The organism is Aerococcus sp. UMB7834 (assembly GCF_030215145.1).
Classification (GTDB): domain Bacteria; phylum Bacillota; class Bacilli; order Lactobacillales; family Aerococcaceae; genus Aerococcus.
Genome location: NZ_JASOLI010000003.1, coordinates 138,496 through 161,777 on the forward strand (window position 1 = coordinate 138,496; position 23,282 = coordinate 161,777).

The 23,282-nt window shown below is 48.0% G+C and carries 18 protein-coding genes and 1 other RNA gene; 16 read left to right on the forward strand and 3 right to left on the reverse strand.

Annotation, left to right across the window (positions count from 1 at the left end):
• Positions 1–634 precede the first annotated feature (634 nt).
• A complete protein-coding gene (locus QP339_RS03360; RefSeq protein WP_284910424.1) occupies positions 635–1,339 on the forward strand; it encodes a GIY-YIG nuclease family protein in 705 nt (234 codons plus the stop codon).
• Positions 1,314–2,426: a DUF2075 domain-containing protein gene (locus QP339_RS03365; protein ID WP_284910425.1), complete on the forward strand. Its 1,113-nt coding sequence runs from the start codon at positions 1,314–1,316 to the stop codon at positions 2,424–2,426. Before QP339_RS03360 ends, QP339_RS03365 begins: the two co-directional genes overlap by 26 nt.
• A gap of 85 nt (positions 2,427–2,511) precedes the next feature.
• Here the strand turns inward: QP339_RS03365 and QP339_RS03370 are convergent, their stop codons facing one another.
• A complete protein-coding gene (locus QP339_RS03370) occupies positions 2,512–2,760 on the reverse strand; it encodes a type II toxin-antitoxin system Phd/YefM family antitoxin (RefSeq protein WP_284910426.1) in 249 nt (82 codons plus the stop codon).
• A 339-nt stretch (positions 2,761–3,099) separates the two neighbouring features.
• Between QP339_RS03370 and QP339_RS03375 the strand changes: the two genes are divergently transcribed.
• From QP339_RS03375 to ffs, 9 genes are all read left to right on the forward strand, one after another.
• A complete protein-coding gene (locus tag QP339_RS03375) occupies positions 3,100–4,677 on the forward strand; it encodes an ABC transporter substrate-binding protein (protein ID WP_284910427.1) in 1,578 nt (525 codons plus the stop codon).
• The gene (locus QP339_RS03380) at positions 4,670–5,629 is read left to right on the forward strand and encodes an ABC transporter permease (protein ID WP_284910428.1); all 960 of its coding nucleotides are present in this window, start codon (positions 4,670–4,672) and stop codon (positions 5,627–5,629) included. Before QP339_RS03375 ends, QP339_RS03380 begins: the two co-directional genes overlap by 8 nt.
• Entirely contained in the window at positions 5,626–6,453 is an 828-nt protein-coding gene (locus QP339_RS03385) for an ABC transporter permease (protein ID WP_502869645.1), read from the forward strand. The genes QP339_RS03380 and QP339_RS03385 overlap by 4 nt, the downstream gene beginning before the upstream one ends.
• Before the next feature lies 1 nt (position 6,454).
• Entirely contained in the window at positions 6,455–7,351 is an 897-nt protein-coding gene (locus QP339_RS03390) for an ABC transporter ATP-binding protein (RefSeq protein WP_284910429.1), read from the forward strand.
• Positions 7,336–8,100 carry an ATP-binding cassette domain-containing protein gene (locus QP339_RS03395; RefSeq protein ID WP_284910430.1) on the forward strand — a complete coding sequence of 255 codons (765 nt, stop codon included), beginning with the start codon at positions 7,336–7,338 and terminating at the stop codon, positions 8,098–8,100. The genes QP339_RS03390 and QP339_RS03395 overlap by 16 nt, the downstream gene beginning before the upstream one ends.
• Before the next feature lie 313 nt (positions 8,101–8,413).
• The gene (locus QP339_RS03400; protein ID WP_284910431.1) at positions 8,414–9,340 is read left to right on the forward strand and encodes a ZinT/AdcA family metal-binding protein; all 927 of its coding nucleotides are present in this window, start codon (positions 8,414–8,416) and stop codon (positions 9,338–9,340) included.
• A gap of 480 nt (positions 9,341–9,820) precedes the next feature.
• Entirely contained in the window at positions 9,821–10,597 is a 777-nt protein-coding gene (locus tag QP339_RS03405; protein WP_284910432.1) for a MetQ/NlpA family ABC transporter substrate-binding protein, read from the forward strand.
• A gap of 799 nt (positions 10,598–11,396) precedes the next feature.
• Positions 11,397–12,407: an ornithine carbamoyltransferase gene (gene argF, locus QP339_RS03410; RefSeq protein WP_284910433.1), complete on the forward strand. Its 1,011-nt coding sequence runs from the start codon at positions 11,397–11,399 to the stop codon at positions 12,405–12,407.
• Positions 12,408–12,491: 84 nt separating this feature from the next.
• Positions 12,492–12,588: signal recognition particle sRNA small type (ffs, locus tag QP339_RS03415), an RNA gene on the forward strand.
• 332 nt (positions 12,589–12,920) lie between these two features.
• On the opposite strand, the gene QP339_RS03420 is transcribed toward ffs, so the two are convergent.
• Positions 12,921–13,883, reverse strand: coding sequence for an ABC transporter substrate-binding protein (locus QP339_RS03420; RefSeq protein ID WP_284910434.1), 963 nt, complete (start codon positions 13,881–13,883; stop codon positions 12,921–12,923).
• 802 nt (positions 13,884–14,685) lie between these two features.
• On the opposite strand from QP339_RS03420, the gene mprF reads away from it, so the two are divergent.
• The 5 genes from mprF to gorA all read left to right on the forward strand — a co-directional run bounded on the left by mprF (position 14,686) and on the right by gorA (position 21,612).
• On the forward strand, positions 14,686–17,178 hold the full coding sequence (gene mprF, locus QP339_RS03425; protein WP_284910435.1) for a bifunctional lysylphosphatidylglycerol flippase/synthetase MprF: 2,493 nt from the start codon (positions 14,686–14,688) through the stop codon (positions 17,176–17,178).
• 2 nt (positions 17,179–17,180) lie between these two features.
• Complete coding sequence (locus QP339_RS03430; RefSeq protein ID WP_284910436.1) at positions 17,181–17,678, forward strand: LURP-one-related/scramblase family protein; 498 nt, start codon at positions 17,181–17,183, stop codon at positions 17,676–17,678.
• Between the two features lie 314 nt (positions 17,679–17,992).
• On the forward strand, positions 17,993–18,652 hold the full coding sequence (locus tag QP339_RS03435; protein WP_284910437.1) for a YczE/YyaS/YitT family protein: 660 nt from the start codon (positions 17,993–17,995) through the stop codon (positions 18,650–18,652).
• Between the two features lie 117 nt (positions 18,653–18,769).
• On the forward strand, positions 18,770–20,065 hold the full coding sequence (locus QP339_RS03440; protein WP_284910438.1) for an O-acetylhomoserine aminocarboxypropyltransferase/cysteine synthase family protein: 1,296 nt from the start codon (positions 18,770–18,772) through the stop codon (positions 20,063–20,065).
• A 197-nt stretch (positions 20,066–20,262) separates the two neighbouring features.
• Entirely contained in the window at positions 20,263–21,612 is a 1,350-nt protein-coding gene (gene gorA, locus QP339_RS03445; RefSeq protein ID WP_284910439.1) for a glutathione-disulfide reductase, read from the forward strand.
• 444 nt (positions 21,613–22,056) lie between these two features.
• Here the strand turns inward: gorA and QP339_RS03450 are convergent, their stop codons facing one another.
• The gene (locus QP339_RS03450) at positions 22,057–22,950 is read right to left on the reverse strand and encodes a nuclease-related domain-containing protein (protein WP_284910440.1); all 894 of its coding nucleotides are present in this window, start codon (positions 22,948–22,950) and stop codon (positions 22,057–22,059) included.
• Positions 22,951–23,282: the final 332 nt, after the last annotated feature.

A 23,282-nucleotide genomic window follows, 5' to 3' on the forward strand; every position in this document is an offset into this window, starting at 1 on the left:
AGTAGTAAAGAAAGCAATTTATTATCGCATATTTTACAGTAATTTATATTACTAGAGTTATTATGCATCTCTATATTGATTTTCCATTTACTTTTCTAAAGGCGCTTCTAAGAAAAAAGGTGAATAGGTTTAATCCGCATATGGGATTTGCGGCAATAAGTTGCATCTTTATAAAGCTCTTCGTTTTCATAATGTGGACCTACGAGCACATGATACATTTTATCATCATATTGGAAATCATTATTATATTTCAAAATATCAATATTTATTTCATCGGATAAAATGTAAATTTCCAATATAAGTCAACTGTTTGAAAGAGGTTAAACGAATTAAGTAGAGAGGTAGGAAGTAAATATTGAGGTACTATAGACATTAATTGATAATAAAATAGATTCAATTGAATTGCAATTCCAAATAGTGTACGTTGTAGAAGAGCTTTAGATAAGTGATAAGCACTTGAACATATATGTATGATGAAGTAGAGTTTAGCTATATATTGTTATTTTTCTAGAAGTTTAATTTAACTACTTCTACTAAAATGACGATATTTGTGGCTACTTTCTCATACTTTCAGAGCATTTCTTATTATGCTATATTAATTCTTATAGAGTATGAGAGCATGGGGGGCGTTAAAGTGGCAAATATAGATTATCCATTGGTTAAGAGGATTCCTTATAGTGAAGAGGCGATTAAGGCTTTTGAAACAGAGTACCAGAAGCCACTAGATGTTAGTGATGAGTTGACGGAGGCTGATATTTTCTTGGCTTATCCGACGGTGTATATCATCACGGATCGAAAAAGGAAGCAGGTTTCTGCTTATGTCGGAGAGACCTCTAATATCATTTCACGTACAGTTCAGCATATTAAGCAAGATCCCTTAGAACGCGATGACTGGGACAGTCTAGCTCAATCATCTGAAGCTGAGATGTATATTGTAGGGCATGATAAATTCAATAAATCATTGACCCTAGATGTTGAAAACCAGTTGATGCTCTACCTCTCAGGAAACCCAAAAATCCAACAATTAAACAATCGCCGCTCTAACCCTCAATTTCGTTACTATACTTCAGAATTAATGCCTAAGATTACCTCCCAAGTTTGGCGAGAATTGCATTCTCAGAATCCTGACATTTTTCCTGAAGAAGAAGTTATAAAGGATAGTGCCTTATTTAAAGCTTCTCCCTTCCATAAATTAACTGCCGAGCAATTAAAGGCTAAGGAAATTCTATTTGAAAAAATTAGAGGAAATTTGAAGCTTGATAAACAATCTGAATTGATTTTAGTTAGTGGCGAAGCAGGGGGGGGGGAAGACGGTGCTCTTGAGTTCACTTTTCTATGATTTGAATCGATTGAGAACTAGTGATTTTTCGACTGAAGAAGATCGACTTTTGAATTGTTATTTGTTAGTTAATCATGATGAACAGCACAGGGTATATGATGATATTGCTTTGAAGCTTCGAGTGCAAGATAAACGTGGTCAACGTGTGCAGAAACCAACTTCTTTTATCAATAATCATCTAGAAGAAGTGGATGGTGAACTTATTTGTCAACAAGCAGTAGATGTTGTCTTAGTTGATGAAGGACACCTCTTGCTTACCCAAGGAAAGCAATCTTATCGGGGGAAGAATCAACTGGAGGACTTGTTGAAGTGTGCTAAATTAGTCATTCTAATCTTCGATGAAAATCAAATTATCAGTCGGGCTGAGTATTGGGAAGACAGTCAAATTCAAAAACTGATTGATACGACAACGGTAAATGATAATCATATACGTTTGGAAAATCAAATGCGCCTACAATCAAGTCCAGAAACCTTGCAGTGGATTGATGATTTTGTAAAAAGGGGCGAAATCAAGCCAATCCCTGAAGATAATCAAGGCTACGACCTTAAAATCTTTACAGATGCTCAAGAAATGTATGAGGCTATCAGAGATAGGGCTTATGACAAAGAAAAGGGATTATCACGGATGTTGGCAACCTACGATTGGGATTGGAAGCAAGGTAAAGGAACAGATTGGAATGTAACTGTCGGAGACTTTAGTCTGCCATGGAATTATAGTCAAACTAAGAGTCCCAGTCAAAGTTCGGCTAAAAACCTAAAGTCTTGGGCAGAACAGGAGGCTTCTATTAATGAAGTTGGTTCTACTTACACTATTCAGGGCTTTGACCTTAACTATGCTGGTGTGATTATCGGCCCTTCGGTAAAATACCGAGATGGTCGAGTGATTTACGATGGAAGTGAAAGTAAATCAAATCAGATGACAAGCAGACGGACCATGTCTGATGGGAGCAAGCAGGACGTTTCAGAAAAATTATTACAAAACCAGTTGAATATCCTGTTGAAACGTGGTGTTCACGGCTTGTATATCTATGCAGTCGATGATGCCTTGCAACAGAAATTATTGGAAGCCCAGAATGCTGGTCAATAAATAGCTCATAAATAAATAAGCCTCCCCTGATTCGTTAGAGTAGATGGGGAGGCTGTGTTATAGTTGGAATTAATTGTATGTGCTATTAGTGAATTTCTTCGAGCTCATAATCACCTTGTTGCAGTTCATCCATAGCCTGGTATAAAATTTCCCGATTGGCACGACTTGATAAAAGATAGCAAGTTTCTATCAAGCTATTAAATTCAGATTCTGACATAACAATAATTTCGTCTCCACTCGCCGAAGTAACGGTGTATATTTTCGAGTTGATATTGATGTCTGCCATGTATTCCTGGAGATTTCGTCTAAAGTTACTAAGATCTATTGATTCCATAAGCCTCACCTCACCGTAAATGTACGATGAATTTTATATGTAATCAAGTAAAAAGCCTATGTAAAGGAAAAGGATTGAATCTTGTTCCTCCATTCATTCCAAATAATCTCCAATCCTAAGCAAGCCCTCCACCGGCTTGCTTTTTTACTTCCACAGCCCCCGCCTTCCCAATTCCAACCACCCTTGACCGGAAATAACTTATTATTTATAAGTAGTTTTCATTGCCTCGGCTGGGTTCATCTTTTATAATGAGATAGCTAACAAATTGTAAGTGTTTTTGACCGCTGCTTTTAGGTCGAAGTCACTGGCAGGCTTTCTGCGACGACAAGGAGGTTCATTATGAGAAAGTTTCTTGCTGTATTATCTCTCGTGCTGGTGATTGGGGTGATTGGGGCTTGTTCAGCCCGGGTGAATGATTCGAGCCAGGCTGACCAACGCCAGGATAGCTTCGTCTATGCCATTGCGGGGGATCCGATTTCGATGAACCCCTTATCGACTTCGGACCGTTGGGGTTTGACGGTGACCAATATGATTTTCTCACCCTTGGCCCGGATGGATGCGGAGGGGAATTTGGAGATGGAATTGGCGGAATCAGTTGACCAGTCTGAAGATGGAAAGACAGTGACGGTGACCTTGCGTCCAGATGCCAAGTTCTCGGACGGTCAGCCTGTGACGGCGGAGGATGTGGTCTTTACCTATGAGACCATGTTGGACCCTGCCAATGGTCAGGCGGACAAGTTTAAGGTCGGAGCGAAGCCTATCCGGATTGAACAGCTGGATGGGCGGACAGTTCGCTTTATCGCACCTCAGCCGTCTGGTGCTTTAGTGAATAATATTGTTTTTGAGAATTATATTCTCCCCAAGCATGTCTACCAGGATGTGGAAGATTTCTCTGGCAACAAGATTGAGGGAGTTGATCCGGTGGGAAGCGGGCCTTACCAATTGGAAGCTTACCGCCAAGGTCAAGACTTCCGCTTTGCAGCCAATCCACATTACTACAAGGGGAAGGCTAAGATTGACAAGGTAATCTTCCAGATTATTAAGAATGCCCAGACCACTAAGGCAGCCCTCTTGAGCGGGGAGATTGATGCGACTCTGTTAGAGCCCCTGGATGTCCTATCGATTGATTCGGATGCTATCCAGCTCTATCCTTATTCGGAAGGTCGGGTAGGTTATATTGGGGTCAACACGAATACTGTGGATGATGAGAATTTCCGCAAGGCGATCTTCTATGCCTTGGACCGCGAAGAGATCAACCAGGCTGCCTATTTCGATGAGACCTACTATACGTCGGCCCATTCCATCTTGCCGCCATCTAATCCTTACTATTATGACGATATCGACAAGTACCACACCGACTTGGATAAGGCCAAAGCTTATTTGGACCAGTCGGGACTTAAGCATCCTCGTGTTCGCCTAGCCTATAATGGCGAGAGCCAACTGGAGCAGACCATCGTGACTATGGTCCAAGAACAATTGGCCAAGGTCGGGATTGAAACAGAGCTTAAGCCCATGGACTCAGCGGCTCTGTCTGCGGCCAACCACGATCCGAAGAGCACGAGTTACGATCTCTTTATCGGGGGCTATATCATGGGCCTCGATCCGTCTGCCTATGCGCCTTTCTATACGACGGGTGGGGCGAAGAACTATTTCAAGTTCTCAACTCCTGAGGGCGATCGGCTCTTCCAGGCAGGCGAGGTGGAGGTAGACCCTGACCGCCGCAAGGCCATTTACAACCAGGCCCAGTCGGAAGTGATGTCCCATGCCATCTTCTACCCCTATGTGGATAATAAGAAGATTATGGCGGTCGATAAGCGCATCAGCGGGGTAGAGGCTGCTAACTTGGTACCGATTTACCAGTTTGGTGATGCGTCTCAGCTCGAGATCCAGACGACAAAGGAGGGCTCTCATGATTAACTATGCTTTGAAGCGAATCCTACAAGCGATTCCTCTTCTTTTATTGATTTCTTTAATTGCCTTTAGTTTGATTTATATCGCACCCTTCGATGCTATCGATGCCATCACGACGCCTAATATGACCGAGGCCCAGGTGGAAATTATCCGCGAGCAGAATGGCTTAAATGATCCCTTCATTGTCCAATATCTGACCTGGCTCAAGAATGTTATCCAGGGCGACTTTGGCCATTCCCTGATCAACCAACAGGAAATTGGCAGTCAGTTGGCAGAGCGGATTCCTAATACTCTGATCTTGATGCTGCCGGCCTATGCCATTGGTTCTCTGATTGCCTTCCTGTCGGGTCTCTTTGCAGGGGCTCATAAGGACCGGGCAGGCGACCGCTTGGTGGACTTGGGGGCTTCCCTGGGTCTGGCAGTGCCGCCCTTCTGGCTCGGCCTTCTGGTGATTTACTTCTTCTCCCTTAAGTGGCCGCTCTTCCCAACGACTGGCATGTACCGAATTGGGTCTGAGGGGAATCCTTTAGACCTCCTCCATCACGCTATCCTACCGATAGGGGTCTTGATTGTAGCAATCACACCCAATCTGATCCGCTATGTTCGGTCGGCCGCCTTGTCCCAGGTGGAGGCCAACTATATTACGGTCCAGCGGTCATTAGGGGCTTCTAAGCGGGAGATCTTCTTCCACCATGTCAGTCGAAATGTCCTCTTGCCCCTGGTGACCCTCCTTGGCCAGTCCCTGCCTTCCCTAGTGACAGGGGCTATGGTAACGGAGTCGATCTTCCAGTGGCCAGGTGTCGGTTCTTATTTCGTTGAAGGAGCCAAGCAGCTGGACTATCCGGTAGTTATGGCTGTCTTTCTCTTGACGGCGACACTGACCATTCTCGGCAATCTTTTAGCGGACCTCTTATACTACAAGGTGGACCCACGGATTCGATTGGAGGCGACCTCATGATCAAAAAGTTTCAACGCATGCTTCAGCTCAAACCTTATTACTGGTTCTTTGTTATTTTCCTTTTAGTCTTGGGCATTCTGGCCCTCCTCGCCCCGCTCTTTCCTTTTGATCCGGTGGCAATGGATATTCCCAACCGCTTGCAGGCGCCTCACTGGGCCCATCCTTTTGGGACTGATGAACTGGGTAGGGATTACTTTAGCCGGATTCTCTACGGGGCCCGGGTCTCTCTCTTGGTCGGCCTAGCCAGCATGGTCATGGCGACCTTGATCGGTAGCTTGATCGGTTTTCTCTCGGCCTATATTGGTGGGACCCTGGACGCGGTCTTGATGCGCTTGATTGACCTGATTTCTTCCGTGCCTTCCCTAGTCCTGACCACGGTCTTGGCCGCCCTCTTGAAGTCGGGGCTCTTGACCATTATCATTATTATTTCTTTCTTTACCTGGATGTCTATTGCCCGCTTGGTCCGGGCGGAGAGCCTATCGCTTAAGGAGCGGGACTATGTCAAGTATGCCCAATTTCTGGGCTTTAAGCCTCTGACCATTATCCGCCGCCATATCCTGCCCCAGGTCTTTCCAACTATTATTGTAGGGGCGACCTCAGTAGTGGCTTCGGCCATTATGATGGAATCAACCCTGTCCTTTTTGGGCCTGGGCATCCAACCCCCGCAGTCATCCTGGGGGTCTCTCTTGCAGAATGCCCAGTCTTACCTGCAGCTGGCTCCTTACATGGCCATCCTGCCGGGACTCTTGATTATCTTAACCATTGTGTCCTTTAATGGTCTGGGCAATTTAATCCGTGATAGTTATGACTTGGAGGAGCGATAATATGGCCAATGAAGCATTAGAAATTCAAGAATTAACCGTCGTGAGCCAGCCCCGCTTTAAGCCTGACCAGGAATTGATCCACCGGGTGTCGACGACCTTTAGCCAGGGTCGGATTACGGGTCTGGTGGGGGAATCAGGGTCCGGTAAGACCATGCTGATGAAGGCTGTCATGCAGCTCCTACCCCAACAGGTGTCCGTGAGTGGAGGGGAGATTCGCTGGCAGGGGCAAGCTTTAGGGCAAGGAGATCCTTTGCCCTTCAGTATGATCTTCCAGGACCCCCTGTCTTCCTTGAATCCCTTGCGGACTGTTGCCTACCATTTGAATGAAGTGATTGAGCGCTTCTATAACTTGGACCAGGCGAGCCGGCAAGATTTGATGTTGGACTATCTGGACAAGGTGGGCATCGCTAATGGACGCCAGGTCCTGGGGCTCTACCCTCATGAACTGTCGGGAGGGATGATTCAGCGGATTATGATCTGCCTAGCCCTACTTAAAAAGCCTCAGATCTTAATTGCTGATGAACCAACGACCGCTCTGGACGTGACCATCCAGGCTCAGATTTTGGATATTCTCAAGCGCTTAAACCAGGAAGAGGGCTTGACCATTATCTTTGTTTCCCATGATCTGGCGGTTATCCGCGAGCTCTGCCACGAGGTCAAGGTCATGTACGACGGGAAAATTGTGGAAGAAGCACCCGTGGCCCATCTCTTCGACCACCCAGCCCATCCCTATACTCAGGAACTGATACGATCGGTTCCTGCTGGTCGCCACAAGGAGCGGCTACACGAGATGCAGCCGGTTCACTTGAGCGAAGCAGACAAGGCCCAGAGCCAACTCCGGATAATTTCCGATGAACACAGAGTCTTAGGAGGTGTTGACACATGGACGAACGCTTAATCGAAGTGAGGGACTTGGACAAGGCCTATCGCCCAAAAACTTTCCTCAGGGCCAAGGGTGAAGCCAAGCTCGCCAACCAGGGGATTAACTTGGACATTTACCAAGGTGAAGTCCTCGGCTTGGTTGGCGAGTCAGGATCAGGCAAGTCGACGCTAGGTCGTTTGTTATTAGGCTTTGAAAGCCCTACGTCTGGTCAGATCCGGTATTTTCCTGACCAGGAGGGGACCCAGGTAGACTTTAAGCCTCAGATCGTCTTCCAAAATAACCTGGCGGCCATGAATCCCCAGCTCTCAGTATTGGATGTGGTAGCCGAGCCTTTGCTCCGGACCCAGTCCAGGGCAGAAGCCCGGGAAGCGGCCAAGGATTATCTGGAGCAAGTGGGGATTCCCGAGGATAAATGGTCCCACCGACCCCGGTCCTTCTCCGGTGGCCAGCTCCAGCGGGTCAATATTGCTCGCGCCCTGGCTGATCAGCCCAACTTTATTGTTTTGGATGAGCCCGTATCGGCCCTGGATGTGTCCGTCCAGGCTTCTATCATCAATCTCTTGATGGACCTCCAGGAAGCTCACCAGCTGACCTATCTCTTCATCACCCACGACCTATCCATCGCCCGGGTTATCTCGGACCGGATCGCCGTGATGAAGGAAGGCCACTTGGTTGAAGTCCAAGCTACCGAAGCCTTATTTGACAATCCCCAAGAGGCCTATACGCGAGACCTGCTTGCGGCCATTCCATCCTTGAAAGTATAGGGTGTGAGAGGATGCGGGAGAAAAGGACCTCTGGAGTAAAAGGACAGAGAAGGCTGCAAGCCTTCGACGTCCTTTTGCGAAGAGGGAGCCCTTTCTGCATCCTCGAACCCGACTATAGGGTGTGAAGGCTGGCGGAACGGATGCTCACCAGCACCATATGGCAAATCAACTAAATAATTTTATTTTACAAAGAGGTTAGGACCTATGTCTTAATCTCTTTTTTTTCTTTTTCTGGTTGACAGGCGTTTGGATCTCGGTTAGACTATTAATCGTAACGATTACGATTTAAAATCATTTAAGAAAGAGGGATTTTGTGAAACGAGAATTATTGACGGTGAGCTTGTTGAGTGTCTTGGCCTTGGGGGCTTGCCAGACGACGGAGGCACCAGCTAAGCAAGCGGCAGTTTCTTCTAATCAGACTGAGCAGGCAGCTAGCCATGATCATTCAGGCCATAGCCATGAGGGGCACAAGCATGGAGAGGATGGCCACGATCATGATCACGAAGGTCACGACCATGCATTCGAAGTGACCAAGGAGACCCTGGTCGGCAAGGAGGGAGAAGACTACCTAGTCGCGCACGGTGACCACTACCATAAAGTTCCTGCCGACAAGCTGACTGAAGAGGAGCGGAAGGACTTTGATGCCTATTTAGCCGCTAACCCCAATCTCAAGGCCGATCATGAGAAGGCGCTCCAGGTCCAAGCGGGTTACTTCGATGATGCGGATGTGGCGGACCGGACCCTGGCAGATTGGCAGGGCGACTGGCAGTCTGTGGCGCCCTATTTAGAAGACGGCACTTTGGACCCTGTTATGGAATTGAAGGCGGTCAAGTCCGAGGGCGAGAAGTCTGCGGAAGACTACAAGGCCTATTACCAGAAGGGCTACCAGACCGACCTCAAGGGGATCAAGATTGAGGGCGACCAGATCACCTTTATTAAGAAGGATGGGTCGACTGCGACGGGAACCTACCGGGCAGAGGGGTCTAAGATCCTCGACTATGAGAAGGGAAACCGGGGCGTACGTCCTTTATTTACCAAAGTCTCCGGGGATGATGACGCGTATAACTATGTCCAATTCTCCGACCACCATGTTGCGCCGAGTGAAGGGGTCAACCACTTCCATATCTTCGTCGGCGATGACTCCCACGAAGCCCTCTTTGAAGAAATGGACAACTGGCCAACCTTCTACCCTAAGGCATGGACCGGCGACCAGATTCTCGAAGATCAGCTCCACCATTAGGAGGGGGTAAAACCAGCTGCGGCTGGTTTTTTCTTTTTTGGGAGGATTGATGAATGGTGGGGAACTAGCGGATGGAGTGTCTGTTAGCAAGTAGCCGATCGTGAATTAGCCAATGGGGCTCTTGTTAGCGAATTGGCATTCACGAACTGGCGAATGGACCTCCTATTAGCAAGTTTGGCACCCAAGAACTTGCTAACCAGCCCCTGGAAGGCAAGTTGCCCAATACCCCCTCAAATCTAATAAGCCTCCTCGTGTGTTAATGAACGGGGAGGCTAATTTTATTAAATTTAGTATCTTTCACAGCTGATCCCCACAATCGATCACTCCTGTTCTCTTTTTTGAGACTTCCGGCCTGGCGAAATATTTGCTATAGTAGCCTCTACAGAAGGGAAAGGTGATTGTATGAAGCGATTTGGGAAATTTTTTCTAGGACTTATAGCGCTCTTGACGCTGGGCGCTTGTGGGAACCAAGAGGAGGCGTTGTCAAAGGACCAGGCGGCTAAGGACAAGGTGCGCGTGGCGGTGGTCGGTTCGAGCGAGAAGGAGATCTGGGACTTTGTCGCAGACAAGGCTAAGGCGGAGGGGATCGATCTGGAAGTGGTGGAATTGACGGACTATAACCAGCCCAACCAGGCCCTGGCCAATGGGGACGTTGAGCTCAATGCCTTCCAGCACTATGCCTTCCTCAAGCAATGGAATGAGGACCACAAGGAGGACTTGACGCCAATTGGGCTGACCTTTATCACGCCCCTCTATATCTTCTCGGACAAGGTGGATGATCTCAAGGATCTTCCGGAAGGCGGCCAGGTCTTGATTCCCCAGGAGACCTCCATCCAGGGTCGGGCGCTCTTAGCCCTACAGACAGCTGGTGTGCTCAAGCTCCGCGATGGTGGGTCAACCCTCTCCCAGGTCAGTGATGTGGTTGAGAATCCCAAGAATATTGAGTTAGTGGAGGTAGAGTCTGCCCAGGCACCACGTCTAGTCAGGGACGTGGACGCGGCGGTGGTGAACGGGTCCTTCGCTGAGGACGCAGGCATGAAGATTGAGGACAATATCTTCACCGATGCCGACCACCTGGATCAAATTCCTAACGACCGCTATAACTTAATCGTAGCCCGCAAGGAAGACCAGGATAACCCTACGCTTCAGAAAATTGTCCAACTCTACCAGTCCCAAGACGTGGCGGACAAGATGAATGAAGTCAGTCCCGGCCAATATTATCCGGTTTGGGGGCAAAAGGTAGACTTCATCCCATAAATTTACATAAGATTTACACGTTTTTAACTCAATATCAATAAAGCTTAGCTATAATGTAATTGTCTGTTGGGAAGCAGACATGCATAAATTTTCCTTTAAAAGCAATCGAAGCATATACTCATTCGGTAGGCTCAATGTCAGAGCCTTGCTTTCACGCTCCCCACAAGCAAGAAGGCAGATTGCGACATGTCGAGACCAGCTATTCAGCTGGTCTTTTTTATTGGTATTTTTGGATTTTTGTGAGTGAATCAGGGTGGATTTGCCTTCAGGGGTTCTGAGAGCAGATAGAAGGTGTAGATTTGCGTTCGATGGGGCTGAGAGTAGATAGAAGGTGTGGATTTGCCTTCAGTAGGCCTGAGAGCAAATAGCGTTTGTGAATTTGCGCTCGGACGTCTTGTATGCAACTATCGAATTTCAATTTGCATTCGGAAACTTTGAGCGCAAATAGGAAGATGCTGACTTGCTCCAAGCATCCAAGTCTAAACGCTCTTGCTCACACCCTCCTAGTTGGGTTCGAGGATGCAGAAAGGGCTCCTCTTCGCAAAAATCTGTCGAATGCCTTCAGCCTTCTCTAGTTTTTTGCTCCAGAAGGTCCCTTTCTCTCGCATCCTCTCACACCTTCCTAGTCGGGTTCGCAAAGGCAGAAAGGGCGTGACTTCAGCAAATGGGAACGATCGGTTTAACCCGATCTTATCCCTTTTGCCTCCAGTCATTCCTTTCTGAACGCCTTTGCTCACACCCTTATGTTTGCGTATTTGTTTTTTTCGTGCCAGACTGGGGACAGAATCCAAATAAAGGAGTGGTAAGTATGTTACAAGGACGAAGTTTTTTACGGGTGAGTGATTTTAGTCAAATAGAATTGCGCAATTTGGTGGATTTTGCTTTGCACCTGAAGGATCTCAAGGCGCGGGGGATTCCTCATCCTTATCTGGAGGGGCAGAACTTGGCCCTGGTTTTCAACAAGGCTTCGACGCGGACGCGGGCGGCTTTTACGGTAGCGGCTAGCGACCTGGGAGCGGATTTGGAGTATTTTTCCGTGGCGGATATGCAGTTGGGGACCAAGGAATCAGTTGCGGATACGGCTCGGGTTCTGGGTCGGGTTTTTGACGGGATTGGTTTTCGCGGGGCGGCTCAGGAAGATGTGGATATCCTGGCTGCTGAAGCGGGGGTGCCGGTCTGGAATGCCTTGACGGACTTGGCCCATCCTATGCAGATGGTGGGCGACTACATGACCCTCAAGGAGGCTTGCGGCGACTTGGCCGGGCTCAAGCTGGTCTATGTGGGGGACGGGCGCAACAATGTAGCCAATTCTCTGCTCTTGGCGGGCCTGATCCTAGGGGTTGAAGTGGTCATCGCCGCCCCCGAATCCCTCCAGCCTAATGCCCAAGTCCGCGAGCTAGCGGACCGCTTATCTGAGACTTACGGGACGCCCTACCAGCTGACAGAAGACCTCCACACTGCTGTTAAAGGAGCGGACGCCATCTATACCGATGTCTGGGTCTCCATGGGGGAAGAAGACCAGCTGGAAGAGCGCATCAACTTACTCCAACCCTACCAAGTCAACGCTCAAGTCATGGCTGAAACAGGCAAGGACACCATCTTCATGCACTGCCTCCCTGCCTACCACAACGGCGAGAGTGAAAAAGGCCGCGCCCTGGTCGCTAAATACGGTGAAGCTGCCTTTGAAGTCACGGACGAGGTCTTCCAATCCGAGGCCGGCTGGCACTTCCAACAAGCTGAAAACCGTCTCCACTCGACCAAGGCTATTCTGGCCGCGACTAATGGGCATTTGTTTGTGCCGGGAGCTTAGGATTAAAGGGAAGAAAAACAAAAAACCAGCTTTCCCAAGCCCCCCTTGCCAGTTTCATCAATCCATGTTACAATAATCATTGTCGAAAGACCTTATGGCGAGGATGGAGATGTGAACCGGGTCAGATCGGGAACGAAGCAGCCCTAAGCATTTTCCATCTTGTGCTGTAAGTTTTTTATTTTGAATATTAAAGGAGCCGGCGCGTTAAATTAGCGGCCGGCTTTTTCTATGCCTGGGATTGGAAGACTGGGTCTGTTTTTAAAATTTTCTAATCATAAGAAAAAAGAGGCCCGATCGTGCTCAGGGCCTCTTTGTCTAGAGATTAATATTCTGATGATATGTTTTTATTGATCTTGTTGATTAATATTATATTTTGGAACTGATATTGTGAGCAAAAGCGAAACGCATGTTCACTATGCTAATTGGCTTAAGATTTGTCTGTCTATCAATGCTCACACGTTAAATGTTCCAAGGGTCGGCTGAGGTCGTCCAGGTCCTGGTAGTAGCTAAGGATTATTCTTCCGTTAAAGACTTTGGGTCAATGCCGAGTGCCTTAGCCATGTCGTCGTTGACCTTAACCACAAGTTTTTCAGATTTTTGAACGGGCATGTCGGCAGGCTTCTTGCCGTTCTTCAGGATGTCGAGAGCCATCTCGCCCGTTTGTTTACCGAGTTCGTAGTAGTCCACGCCGTAAGCGCAGAGGGTGCCTTCTGCACCGGCATCGAAGGCGGCAACTGAAGGAACTTTTTCTTCTTTGAGGACTTGGCCGATAGTTTGGATGGTGTTGGCGACGGTGTTGTCGGTAGGCAGGTAGATGCCGTCGACTTTCTTGGCCAGGGCCTTGGTGGCTTGTTGGATTTCGTTGGTAGTGGTAACGGTCATGCTTTCCACCTTGAGCCCCTTGGATTCGATATAGTCCTTGGCTTCCTTGTACTGCATCTCGGAGTTGACCTCGCTAGAGTTGTAGAGGATGCCGACCGTTTTGATGGAAGGGTCGGCCTTGAGCAGGAGGTCCACTACCTTGTCCGTTGGTGCGCCGTCACTGGTTCCGGTCATATTCGCTCCAGGTTTTTCGGCAGTGTCGACGAGTTTGGCACTGACGGGATCAGTAACTGCGGTGAAAAGTTGGGGCGTCTTCTTGTCGGTGTTCAGCATGGCTTGGGCCGCTGGGGTGGCGATGGAGAGGATGAGGTCGTTTTTACCTGCTAGTTGCTGGGTGATACTCTGCAGGTTGGACTGGTCACCCTGGGCATTTTGGTAGTTGAGGGTTAAATTTTTCCCTTCTTCATATCCGGCTTCCTTGAGGGCGTCCGTGAAGCCTTCCCGGGCCCGGTCCAGTGATTCGTGTTCCATAAATTGGAGGACACCGACTGAGGCTTCTGCTTCTTTTGTGTCGCCAGCTGCTTGCCCGCAAGCCCCTAATGTGAGCGCCAGGGCACCGAGACCTAATACTTTAGCTAATTGTTTGATTTTCATGATGAGATCCTCCTTATATTTTATCCTGTGGTCGACAAGTGACTAAACTTTCTTCCTTACAATAGAAAAAACCGCCTAAGATACTCTAAGGCGGCGGTAAAGCAAAAATATAGGCTCGGCCTCTTAGAATATCCAATCTATTCTATGGGGCCTAAGCATGGTAAAAATCTCTAGCCTCATAGATACAAACGCTTGGTCCGTGTTTGTACCCATGACTTGCATAGCTACAAACACTATCTAAAGAAGCTAAAGAAGAAAGTATTCGATTGAGCTGAGCATGTGCCCAGGCAGTGAGTAGATTCCATTTTTAGCATGAGTCCATGCTCCTTTCTCAAGTGATAATCCTATCATAGGACAAAAGTAAGAAAAAGTCAACCGTATTCTTACGGAATTTTAATTTAATGTGGGGGAAATGATCTTATGGAGCTAGTGAACAGCTTGCCTCAGAAATAGCCCCCTCGTTTGCGAGTTGGGCTGGGTCAGCTTTCGAAAGATGGCTTAGTTTGCGCCTGGGACTGGAGTAACCTTCAAAGGGCGGTCTAATTTGTGAGTAGGGTCGCGCCAACTTTCGAAAAGCTCCTTAGTTTGCGAGTAGGGCTGCCTCGACTTTCAAACGTCTCCTTTATTTGTGAGTGGAACCGTTCGCCCATTCATCTCAGCGTATATTTTGTTAAAGAAAGTCTAAGATGCCCGTCTTCTTCTAGTATTTTATTTATTTTAGAAATAGAATATAGGTAAACTAAACGCGAGATGTCATTCGCTTGGGCGTGGCTTTTGCATGTAAAGATAAGGAATGAGTATGATGGATTTTATTAGAGGGCACAAGCGCGTGCTTCAGATCTTTTTTTATGGCTTGATTTTTGTCCTTTTGGGCTATTTCATCCGCCACGAGCTCCAGGGGATTGACTGGCAACTTTTCCGCCAGTCCTTGGGGGAGAAGACCATTTGGATTCAACTGGCCCTCCTCCTGACGGGGCTCTTAGGTTTCTCAGTCAATGGGCTCTATGATTTGAATGCCACCCGGGATTATCCCTTGACGGCACCGGCCTTGGATATCCTTAAGATCGGTTGGATCAGTCAGGCTTTTAATGAATTCATTGATTTTGGCGGGCTGACAGGGGGGACCTTGCGGGCGAATTTCTATAAGAAGGCAGGACTGCCAGCGGAATCGGCCCTCCAATTGTCTGTGATGAATTGGGCGGCGAGTTTTCTAGGTTTGGTCTTTTTGATTTTTCTTGCCTTACCCCTAGCTTGGGGGAGGAATTTGGGCTGGCCCTTGGTCCTAGCCCTGATCTTCACCCTCTACCTGCCGGCCTTTCTTCTGGCTGACCGCCTGCCTTGGGTTCGGGGGCTCTTTGACCGTTTCCAGCTCCAACAGATTTCTTGGCGCAAAAAATGGGGCTATGTGGGCGTCTCCATCCTGGACTGGTCGGCTGCCCTGGCTTATTTCCTCTTTGTGATGGCGATTTTTAACCCGAATTTTGCCTGGACGGATGGTTTGTTGATTTATGTCTTCAGCATTGTGGTGGGCCTCTTCAGTTTCGTTCCAGGTGGGGTGGGGGCCTTTGATGTGACGGTCCTCCTGCTCATGCAGAAGGCGGGCTATGAGACGGCCAATGTCTTAGCTGCTCTGGTCGTTCTCAGGGTCTGCTACTATATTATTCCTTGGGTCCTGGCCTCGACCTATGTCTTTGGTCGCTGGTATCGGGAGAAGACCGAGGACTTCCACCTAACTTTCTGGTCGGATGTTCTGGTCAAAAGTCTGGCAATCATCATGTTTATCGGAGGGGCCCTCTTGGTATCAACTGCTTTGGCGCCGGAACTCTTTGATCGTGTTCGCTTCCTCAACCACTTGGTGCCGCGCCTTTTTGAACAAGTATCGGCCTTTATTACCCTGATTGTCGGGATTGTGACCCTGTTGCTTTCGCTCGGGATCAATGCCCGGGTTCGTCGGGTCTACCAAGCTGCTATGGTCCTCCTGCCCCTAGGAGCTGTCCTTTGCTTGCTCCGTGGATTCTCTTATCGGGAAGCCCTCCTTGTTTTGGTGGTCTGGATCTTGCTCTATGCCAACCGCAGGCAATTTATCCGGGCCAGTGTGCCTTTAACCCAACGTAATATTATTGGGTCGAGTCTCTTGACCCTGTTCGTTCTTGGGGTAACCAGTGTGGCCGTGGCCTGGCACATCCTCCGCCTCAAAGGAGAATTGGTGATTACCATCAACCTGGTCCACCTCATGTTGAGTGTCCTTATCGTTGTGGGGCTGGCTCTGCTCCTTCTCTTTAGCCAGTCCAAAAAACTTCGCTTCCAAAGACCACAGCCAGAAGAGGTTGACGCCTACTTGGCCTTGGTTGATCAGTATGGCGGGACAGAATATAGCCACTTGGTCCGGCTCTGTGATAAAGAGATTTTCTTTGGACCAGACCGAGAGGCCGCTTTACTCTATCGATCGGTTGGGCGGAACATGTTGGTGCTCGGTGACCCGGTTGGCCAAGCAGAGGCCTTTGATGGCTTGTTCCAAGCCTTTGCCGCCTATGCCCATGATTCAGGGATGCAGCTCGCTTATTATGAGGTCAGTCCGCGTTACCTGGATAATTTTTGTAATATGGGTTACCTGACGGTTAAGATCGGCGAAGCGGCCATTATTCCCCTGGCAGATTTCACTTTTGAGGGCAAAAAGAACCGCAACCGCCGGCAGATCCGCAATGCCATGGAGAAGGCTGGGCTACGTTTTGAGGTCTTAAGTCCACCCCATGCACCGGCGACCTTGGCTGAATTAAAGGGGATTTCGGATGCTTGGTTGGAAGGTCGGAGTGAGATGGCCTATTCCTTGGGGGCCTTCCAGGAAGACTACCTGCAGACGAGTCCCATCTTCGTTTTGCGTTCGGATGAGCGGATCGAAGCCTTTGCTAATCTCATGCCTATCAGTTCTGAGAGCGTATCAATTGATTTAATGCGCTTCAGGGGGGATACTGTAGATAATGTGATGCAGATGCTCTTGCTACAGATTCTATCCTGGGCTAAGGAGGAAGGCTACAAGACTTTTGACCTGGGGATGGCCCCGCTGGCTAATGTCGGCGACCAGACCTATTCCCGTTCACGCGACCGGGTGATCCGCCTGGTCTATGAGTACGGTAACCGGGTCTATGGCTTCAAGGGCTTGCGTGCCTATAAGGATAAGTTCCGCCCCCACTGGGAGAACCGCTACCTGATCTATGCCGAAGCTTCTGCCCTGCCTCAGATACTCCTAGGCCTCTATGAAGCGGTCAACCATAGTTATAAGAAGAAGGAGAAATAACCATGCATACCCTCTATATCAAACAACGTATCTTCAAAATTACGGATAATTATCCCATCAAAGATGATCAAGGAAAGGTCTGCTACCAAGTCGACCAGGACTTCAAGCTGATTGGCGATAAGATTCATGTGACTGATCCGAATGGGGAGGAGGTTTTCACTGTCAAGCGCAAGCTAATCCGCCCCTTCCCAACTTACAGTGTGGCATTTGCGGATGGCCAGTCGCTCAAGGTGAGAAGTCAGCTCTCCCTCATGCGTCGCAAGGTTAAGGTAAGTTCCGATGACTTCGAGTTGAAGGTCCGCGGCAACCTGATCGACCACAAGTTCACGGTGAGTGAAAGCGGGGAAGAGATTGGGACCATCCGTAAGAAACTGCTCAGCATTGGGGATAGTTTCGAAATTCAAGTTAAGGATCCGAACTACGAACAAGTCCTTGTTGCCATCACCATCGCCATCGACAACCTGATGGACCGTGAAGACGACGAGGAAGATGACGAATAGGCTTTTTTTGACCCCGCTAGCCGGAAATAAGGGCTGGTGGGGTTTTAGTATAGTCTTTATTTTGATAGTGGAGACTGGAAAAGTGGCAACTTTCAAATGAGGGCCAAGTTTGTGGGTTGGGTCGTGTCAACTTTCATATGGGAGCTTGGTTTGTGGGTTGGACCAGGCCAACTCTCAATTGGAGGAGCTGACGCCTTGCCAGACAAGTTGTCAGACCCGCGTTCATCCTAAATTAGCAATCCATTCCTGATATCCCTTTGCTTTCCCTGCAAATTTCGCTAAGATAAGGATAAGATCTTTTGAGGAGGAGCTATATGACGACAACTACTTGGAAACGGGCTTTGGTTTTGATCCTGGGGATTGCCATCAATGCTTTGGGAATTGTGCTGATCACCAAGGCCAATTTGGGGACAACGGCTGTTTCCAGCCTGCCCCTGGTGCTGAGTTTAGCCACGCCGCTGAGCTTGGGGACCTTGCTCTTTATCTTCAACTCGGTCTATATTATCGGGCAAATGGTTCTTTACCGGCGGGATTTCCAGGCCTGGCAGTGGCTGCAATTGGGGGTAAACCTCATTCTCAGTCTGGTGACGGACTGGTCGGCGGCGGCCTTGGACTGGCTCCAACCGGCTCATCTCTGGTCCCAAGTCCTCTGCCTCATCATCGGCTGTGCCGTCTTAGCTTTCGGCATTGCTTTGGAAGTAGCGGCGGACTGGCTCTATGTCTCTGCTGAGGGGATTGTCCAGGCTATTTCGACCTGCTTTGCTTGGCCGTTTGGTCGGGTGAAGATTGCCTTCGATGGGACGATTACTGGCTTGGCCGTGGTCTTCTCCTTCCTCTTGCTCGGGGGCTTGGAGGGAGTCGGCTGGGGGACCTTGCTTTCCGCCTTCTTGATCGGTCGTTTCGTGGCTCTTTACCAGAAAAATTTGCCTGTCCTCGGCCAGGTAGCCGCATGGAAAGAACGTGATCGTATTTAACGAACACTACTCATCAAGAAGGGGTATCAGCGGTCCTATAGTATTTGTGGCCAAGTTGTGCTAGTATATTCACATAGAAATAGTGCTTATTTTTAATAAGTTAAAGGAGCGATTCAGATGACTAAGGCAAACCCAAGTGAAAAATATACTGGTTTTAACACCAAACAAGTCCATGCAGGCCATAATCTCGATGAGACGGGGGCACGGGCGGTACCGATCTACCAAACCACTTCCTATGTCTTCGAAGATGCGGAACAGGCGGCAAACCGTTTTGCCCTAACGGATGCGGGAGGCATCTATTCCCGTATTACCAACCCAACTGTCGGCGTCCTGGAGGCCCGTGTAGCTGCCCTTGAGAATGGGACGTCCGGAATTGCGGTAGCTTCTGGATCTGCGGCGATTACTTATGCTATCCTCAATATTGCCAAGACGGGAGATAATATTATCTCTGCTACCAGTCTATATGGGGGGACCTTCAACTTATTCAGCGTGACCCTGCCTGACTTAGGGATTGAGACGCGCTTCGTCAATGATATTGAAGATTTCGACGCTGTTGAAAAATTGATTGATGATAAGACTCGGGCGATTTACTTAGAAACGATCGGTAATCCAAAGACCAACTTGATTGATATCGACAAGGTTAGTGAATTTGCCCATAAACATGGCCTGCCAGTGATTGTGGATAATACCTTCGCGACGCCATACCTCTACCGGCCTTTAGACCATGGGGCAGATGTTGTTGTCCACTCAGCAACTAAATTCTTGGGTGGTCACGGGACAACCTTAGCTGGGATTGTAGTGGAAAACGGCCAGTTCGATTGGAAGAACAATGACCGCTTCCCTGGCTTCTCCGAACCTGATACGCACTATAATGGCTTGGTCTTTGGCGACCTGGCACCAGCAGCCTTTACGACCAAGATTCGCGCCCAAGTTCTCCGCGATACCGGAGCCTGCCTGAGTGCCCAAGATGGCTTCTTGATTATCAATGGGGTTGAAACCCTGTCCCTGCGTGTGGAACGCCATGTGGCCAATGCGGAAAAGATTGCCAAGCACTTGGAAGACCATCCGAAAGTTGACTGGGTTGCTTATCCTGGTTTGGAAAGCTCGCCTTACCATGAACTCGCTGAGCGCGACTTCCCGAACGGGGTAGGTTCCATCTTCTCCTTTGGGGTAAAAGGTGGCAAGGAAGCTGGTATCCGCTTCGTGGATGCCCTCGAAATCTTCTCCAACCTAGCCAATGTGGCCGATGTCCGGTCATTGGTTGTCCACCCGGCTTCAACCACCCACGCCCAATTGTCCGATGCAGAATTGGAAGAAGCTGGCGTCGGTCAAGACCTGATCCGTCTTTCAATTGGAATCGAAGATGTGGATGACCTGATTGCGGATCTCGACCAAGCACTCGAACAAGTTTAGATAGATTAAGGATTGAAGAGCGGCAAGCCCGCTCTTTTTTTATTATTTTTCTATTTATTATAGTTTTTGTTTATTAGGATGAGCAGATATTCGTTTGAAACTTGGCAGCTTTTCTGAGCAAATGGGGGGCGACGAGGCTCAGAATTTGTTATGATAGCTTTAGTAACTTAGTGTTTAATGAAGAAGGAGTGGTTCTTGTGGCAGATTTTGATTTATTAGTTCTCGGTGGCGGCAGCGGCGGTATTGCGACAGCCAACCGGGCGGCGGAGCATGGCGCCAAGGTGGGCCTGATTGAAGCCAAACATCTCGGGGGAACCTGTGTCAATATTGGTTGTGTGCCGAAGAAGATATCTTGGTATGCCTCCCGTGTCCGTGATGCCATTGAAACTTACGGTCCCGGCTACGGCTTCAGCGTGGAAGGGGTCGACTTTGACTATCAGACCTTTAAGAAGTCGCGGGACGCCTATATCGACCGGTCCCGCCAGTCCTATACCCGGCAATTTGAGAAAAACCAAATCACGGTGATTGAAGGTTATGGTCGTTTCGTCGATGCCCAGACCCTGGAAGTTGACGGCCAGACCTATAGTGCGGACAAGATTGTGATTGCTACTGGGGGACGACCTAAAGTTCCGAATGTGGAAGGGCGCGAGCTCCTGTCGACTTCAGACGATTTCTTCGCCTGGGAGAGCCTGCCTGAATCGGTGGTAATTGTCGGCGCTGGCTATATCGGCGTCGAAATTGCGGGCGTTTTGAACGGACTCGGCGTCAAGGTCGATGTTTTCGAATTCCAAGACCAACCCCTGGCAGGCTTCGACCAAATGTTAGTGGATACCGTCTTGGAATCCTTTGAAGACCAAGGTATCGCCTTCCATGGTGGGCAAGCTTTGGAGAAATTTGCGGAAGAAGAAGGCCAGATCGCCTGCTATGCCGATGGGGAGAAAGTCGCCAGTGCAGACAAGGTGCTGATGGCTATCGGACGGGCGGTCAATACTGATGACTTGAATCTTGAAGCGGTTGGTGTTGAGACCGACGAGAAGACGGGAGCGATTTTGGTGGATGACAACCATCAAACATCTGTTGCCAACATCTATGCAGTGGGCGACAACATCAACAAGGTCAACCTCACCCCCGTGGCCATCCGTGCCGGCCGCCAAGTCGCTGAATACCTCTATAATGGAGCAGCATCCGGCGCTATCAATTATGACAATGTCCCAACCGTTGTCTTCAGCCATCCCGCTCTAGGGTCAATCGGCCTGAGCGAAGCTGACGCTATCCAAAAATACGGTGAAGACGCCATCAAGGTCTACACCAGCAACTTCTACTCTATGTACACTTCTGCTGCCGGTGAGCGTGAAGCCTGCCACTACAAGGTAGTCTGCGCCGGCCCAGAAGAAAAAGTTGTCGGCCTCCACGGGACCGGCGAAGGCATGGATGAAATCCTCCAAGGCTTCGGCGTCGCCATCCAAATGGGCGCCACTAAAGCCGACCTGGACAGCGTCGTTGCCATCCACCCAACCAGCGCTGAAGAATTTGTTACCCTGCGCTAATTCAAATACTGGAATATCTGACAGATGGATCCCGAGCCTCACGCTCGGGGTCTTTTTTTGTGGGGGTGGTGGTAGTCCAGCCCACAAATTGGGGCATGAACTAGCGAATGGTGCTTTGCTTAGCAAGTAGGGTCGTACTAACTAGCGAACAAGGACACCGTTAGCAAGTAGGATCGTATCAACTAGCGAATGGTGCTTTGATTAGCGAGTAGGCACTCGTGAACTTGCGAATAGTACTCTGATTAGCAAATAGGATCGAGCAAACTAGCGAATGATGCTTCGATTAGCAAGTAGGCTCGCATCACCTATCTAATGAGACCTTCATAGCATGTGCAGCAAAAATTATAAATAAGAAGGCCTATAAAAATATGTAGAGTCTCCAAAAACTTTGAAGTGTAAGAATTTCTTATTTATACTAAGTACTAATTTTCTTTATAACTTAGTTTATTTAGAATTGTATGGATTGAGAAACTCTCTTGGATTTTTTCCTTTTATATAGATAAAATTATGCTGAAGAATTTCTTCAATTTTATGATAACCCACCTCTTTACAGGCAAAACAATAAATCGCAAAAGCATTAAGTGTACAGCTTGGGAAAAGAAGAGCATAGTCATTAATAAGTTCAATAATAGCTTCATCTTTTGAAATTTTCCGACCACAAGAGCATATCATATAATAATGAAAAATCTGAACCTGATCACCGCAGCCCTTGCAATGAAAGCCTGGATTGAACTTATTTAACGCTATTTCTTCTTTTAAACAAGATTGACTTTGAATTTCTTCTAATAATCGGCAAAGAGAATTTATTTCTGGGTTGAACTTTTCTTGGCTCAAGGATTGAAAAAAATCCTTAGCCTGGTGGGGGAGCAGCACATTCTTAGTTACCGAATCATCCAAATCAGGATAGTTATAAGGGTTGGCAAAATATATTTTGGCCTCTAGATTTATTGAGAATTGATGCTCTGCTAATAAATTTTCCAAGAAGAGCTGTGATTTGAGTAACTGTTGGCAAATATCGCGCTCTCCAGGGTAGTTGTTAAAGCTCCAGCGGCGGTCTTGGCAGCTGACTTTGGCGCGATAATTTTTCACTTCGATTAAACAAAGACTTGAAGGAAATATCAGGAGAGAATCGATCTCAATATAAGCATCCTGATACTGCCAGTTGCGATAATGGGCGAGGGGGTGAACATCTATTTGCTCCAGCATGTGGTCGAAAGCTAATTCTCCCTCAAAACCTCGTTCGAAATGGTCCAGTTTTTTGTGGCCTTCAGGTGTTAGTTGTTGATACTTCTTTAAAGTACGAAAATACTGTAGCGTCAAGGATTCTTTTCTAGTCATTTTTATCCCTCCTATTAGATATATACACGAAAAATCTTGAAATTCACGAATAAATATTTTCTTTTAAAAAATAAACTGTGTTTAATTCGATGAAGAATTTAGGAGAAAATTCAAATAAAATAGATTTATTTATAAGATGTCTTACTAGAAGTCGATAGTTTAGTGTCAACTTGAATATTAATAGGGAAAATCAGTCTCTATTTTAAGTTGGCATTGCATCAACTAGCTAATAGCTACCTTGTTAGCAAGTAGGTTCGTACTGAATAGCGAACAAGGACACCGTTAGCAAATAGGCTCACATCAACTAGCGAATGCTGCTTCGATTAGCAAGT

What these genes read in the sequence shown, in the direction of transcription:
- QP339_RS03385 (WP_502869645.1), top strand. Translation starts at nt 5,626, where the DNA reads ATGATCAAAAAGTTTCAACGCATGCTTCAGCTCAAACCTTATTACTGG.
- QP339_RS03430 (WP_284910436.1), top strand. Translation starts at nt 17,181, where the DNA reads ATGCATACCCTCTATATCAAACAACGTATCTTCAAAATTACGGATAAT.
- QP339_RS03440 (WP_284910438.1), top strand. Translation starts at nt 18,770, where the DNA reads ATGACTAAGGCAAACCCAAGTGAAAAATATACTGGTTTTAACACCAAA.
- QP339_RS03435 (WP_284910437.1), top strand. Translation starts at nt 17,993, where the DNA reads ATGACGACAACTACTTGGAAACGGGCTTTGGTTTTGATCCTGGGGATT.
- QP339_RS03390 (WP_284910429.1), top strand. Translation starts at nt 6,455, where the DNA reads ATGGCCAATGAAGCATTAGAAATTCAAGAATTAACCGTCGTGAGCCAG.
- mprF (WP_284910435.1), top strand. Translation starts at nt 14,686, where the DNA reads ATGGATTTTATTAGAGGGCACAAGCGCGTGCTTCAGATCTTTTTTTAT.
- QP339_RS03375 (WP_284910427.1), top strand. Translation starts at nt 3,100, where the DNA reads ATGAGAAAGTTTCTTGCTGTATTATCTCTCGTGCTGGTGATTGGGGTG.
- QP339_RS03380 (WP_284910428.1), top strand. Translation starts at nt 4,670, where the DNA reads ATGATTAACTATGCTTTGAAGCGAATCCTACAAGCGATTCCTCTTCTT.
- QP339_RS03395 (WP_284910430.1), top strand. Translation starts at nt 7,336, where the DNA reads ATGGACGAACGCTTAATCGAAGTGAGGGACTTGGACAAGGCCTATCGC.
- QP339_RS03420 (WP_284910434.1), bottom strand. Translation starts at nt 13,883, where the DNA reads ATGAAAATCAAACAATTAGCTAAAGTATTAGGTCTCGGTGCCCTGGCG.
- QP339_RS03370 (WP_284910426.1), bottom strand. Translation starts at nt 2,760, where the DNA reads ATGGAATCAATAGATCTTAGTAACTTTAGACGAAATCTCCAGGAATAC.
- QP339_RS03450 (WP_284910440.1), bottom strand. Translation starts at nt 22,950, where the DNA reads ATGACTAGAAAAGAATCCTTGACGCTACAGTATTTTCGTACTTTAAAG.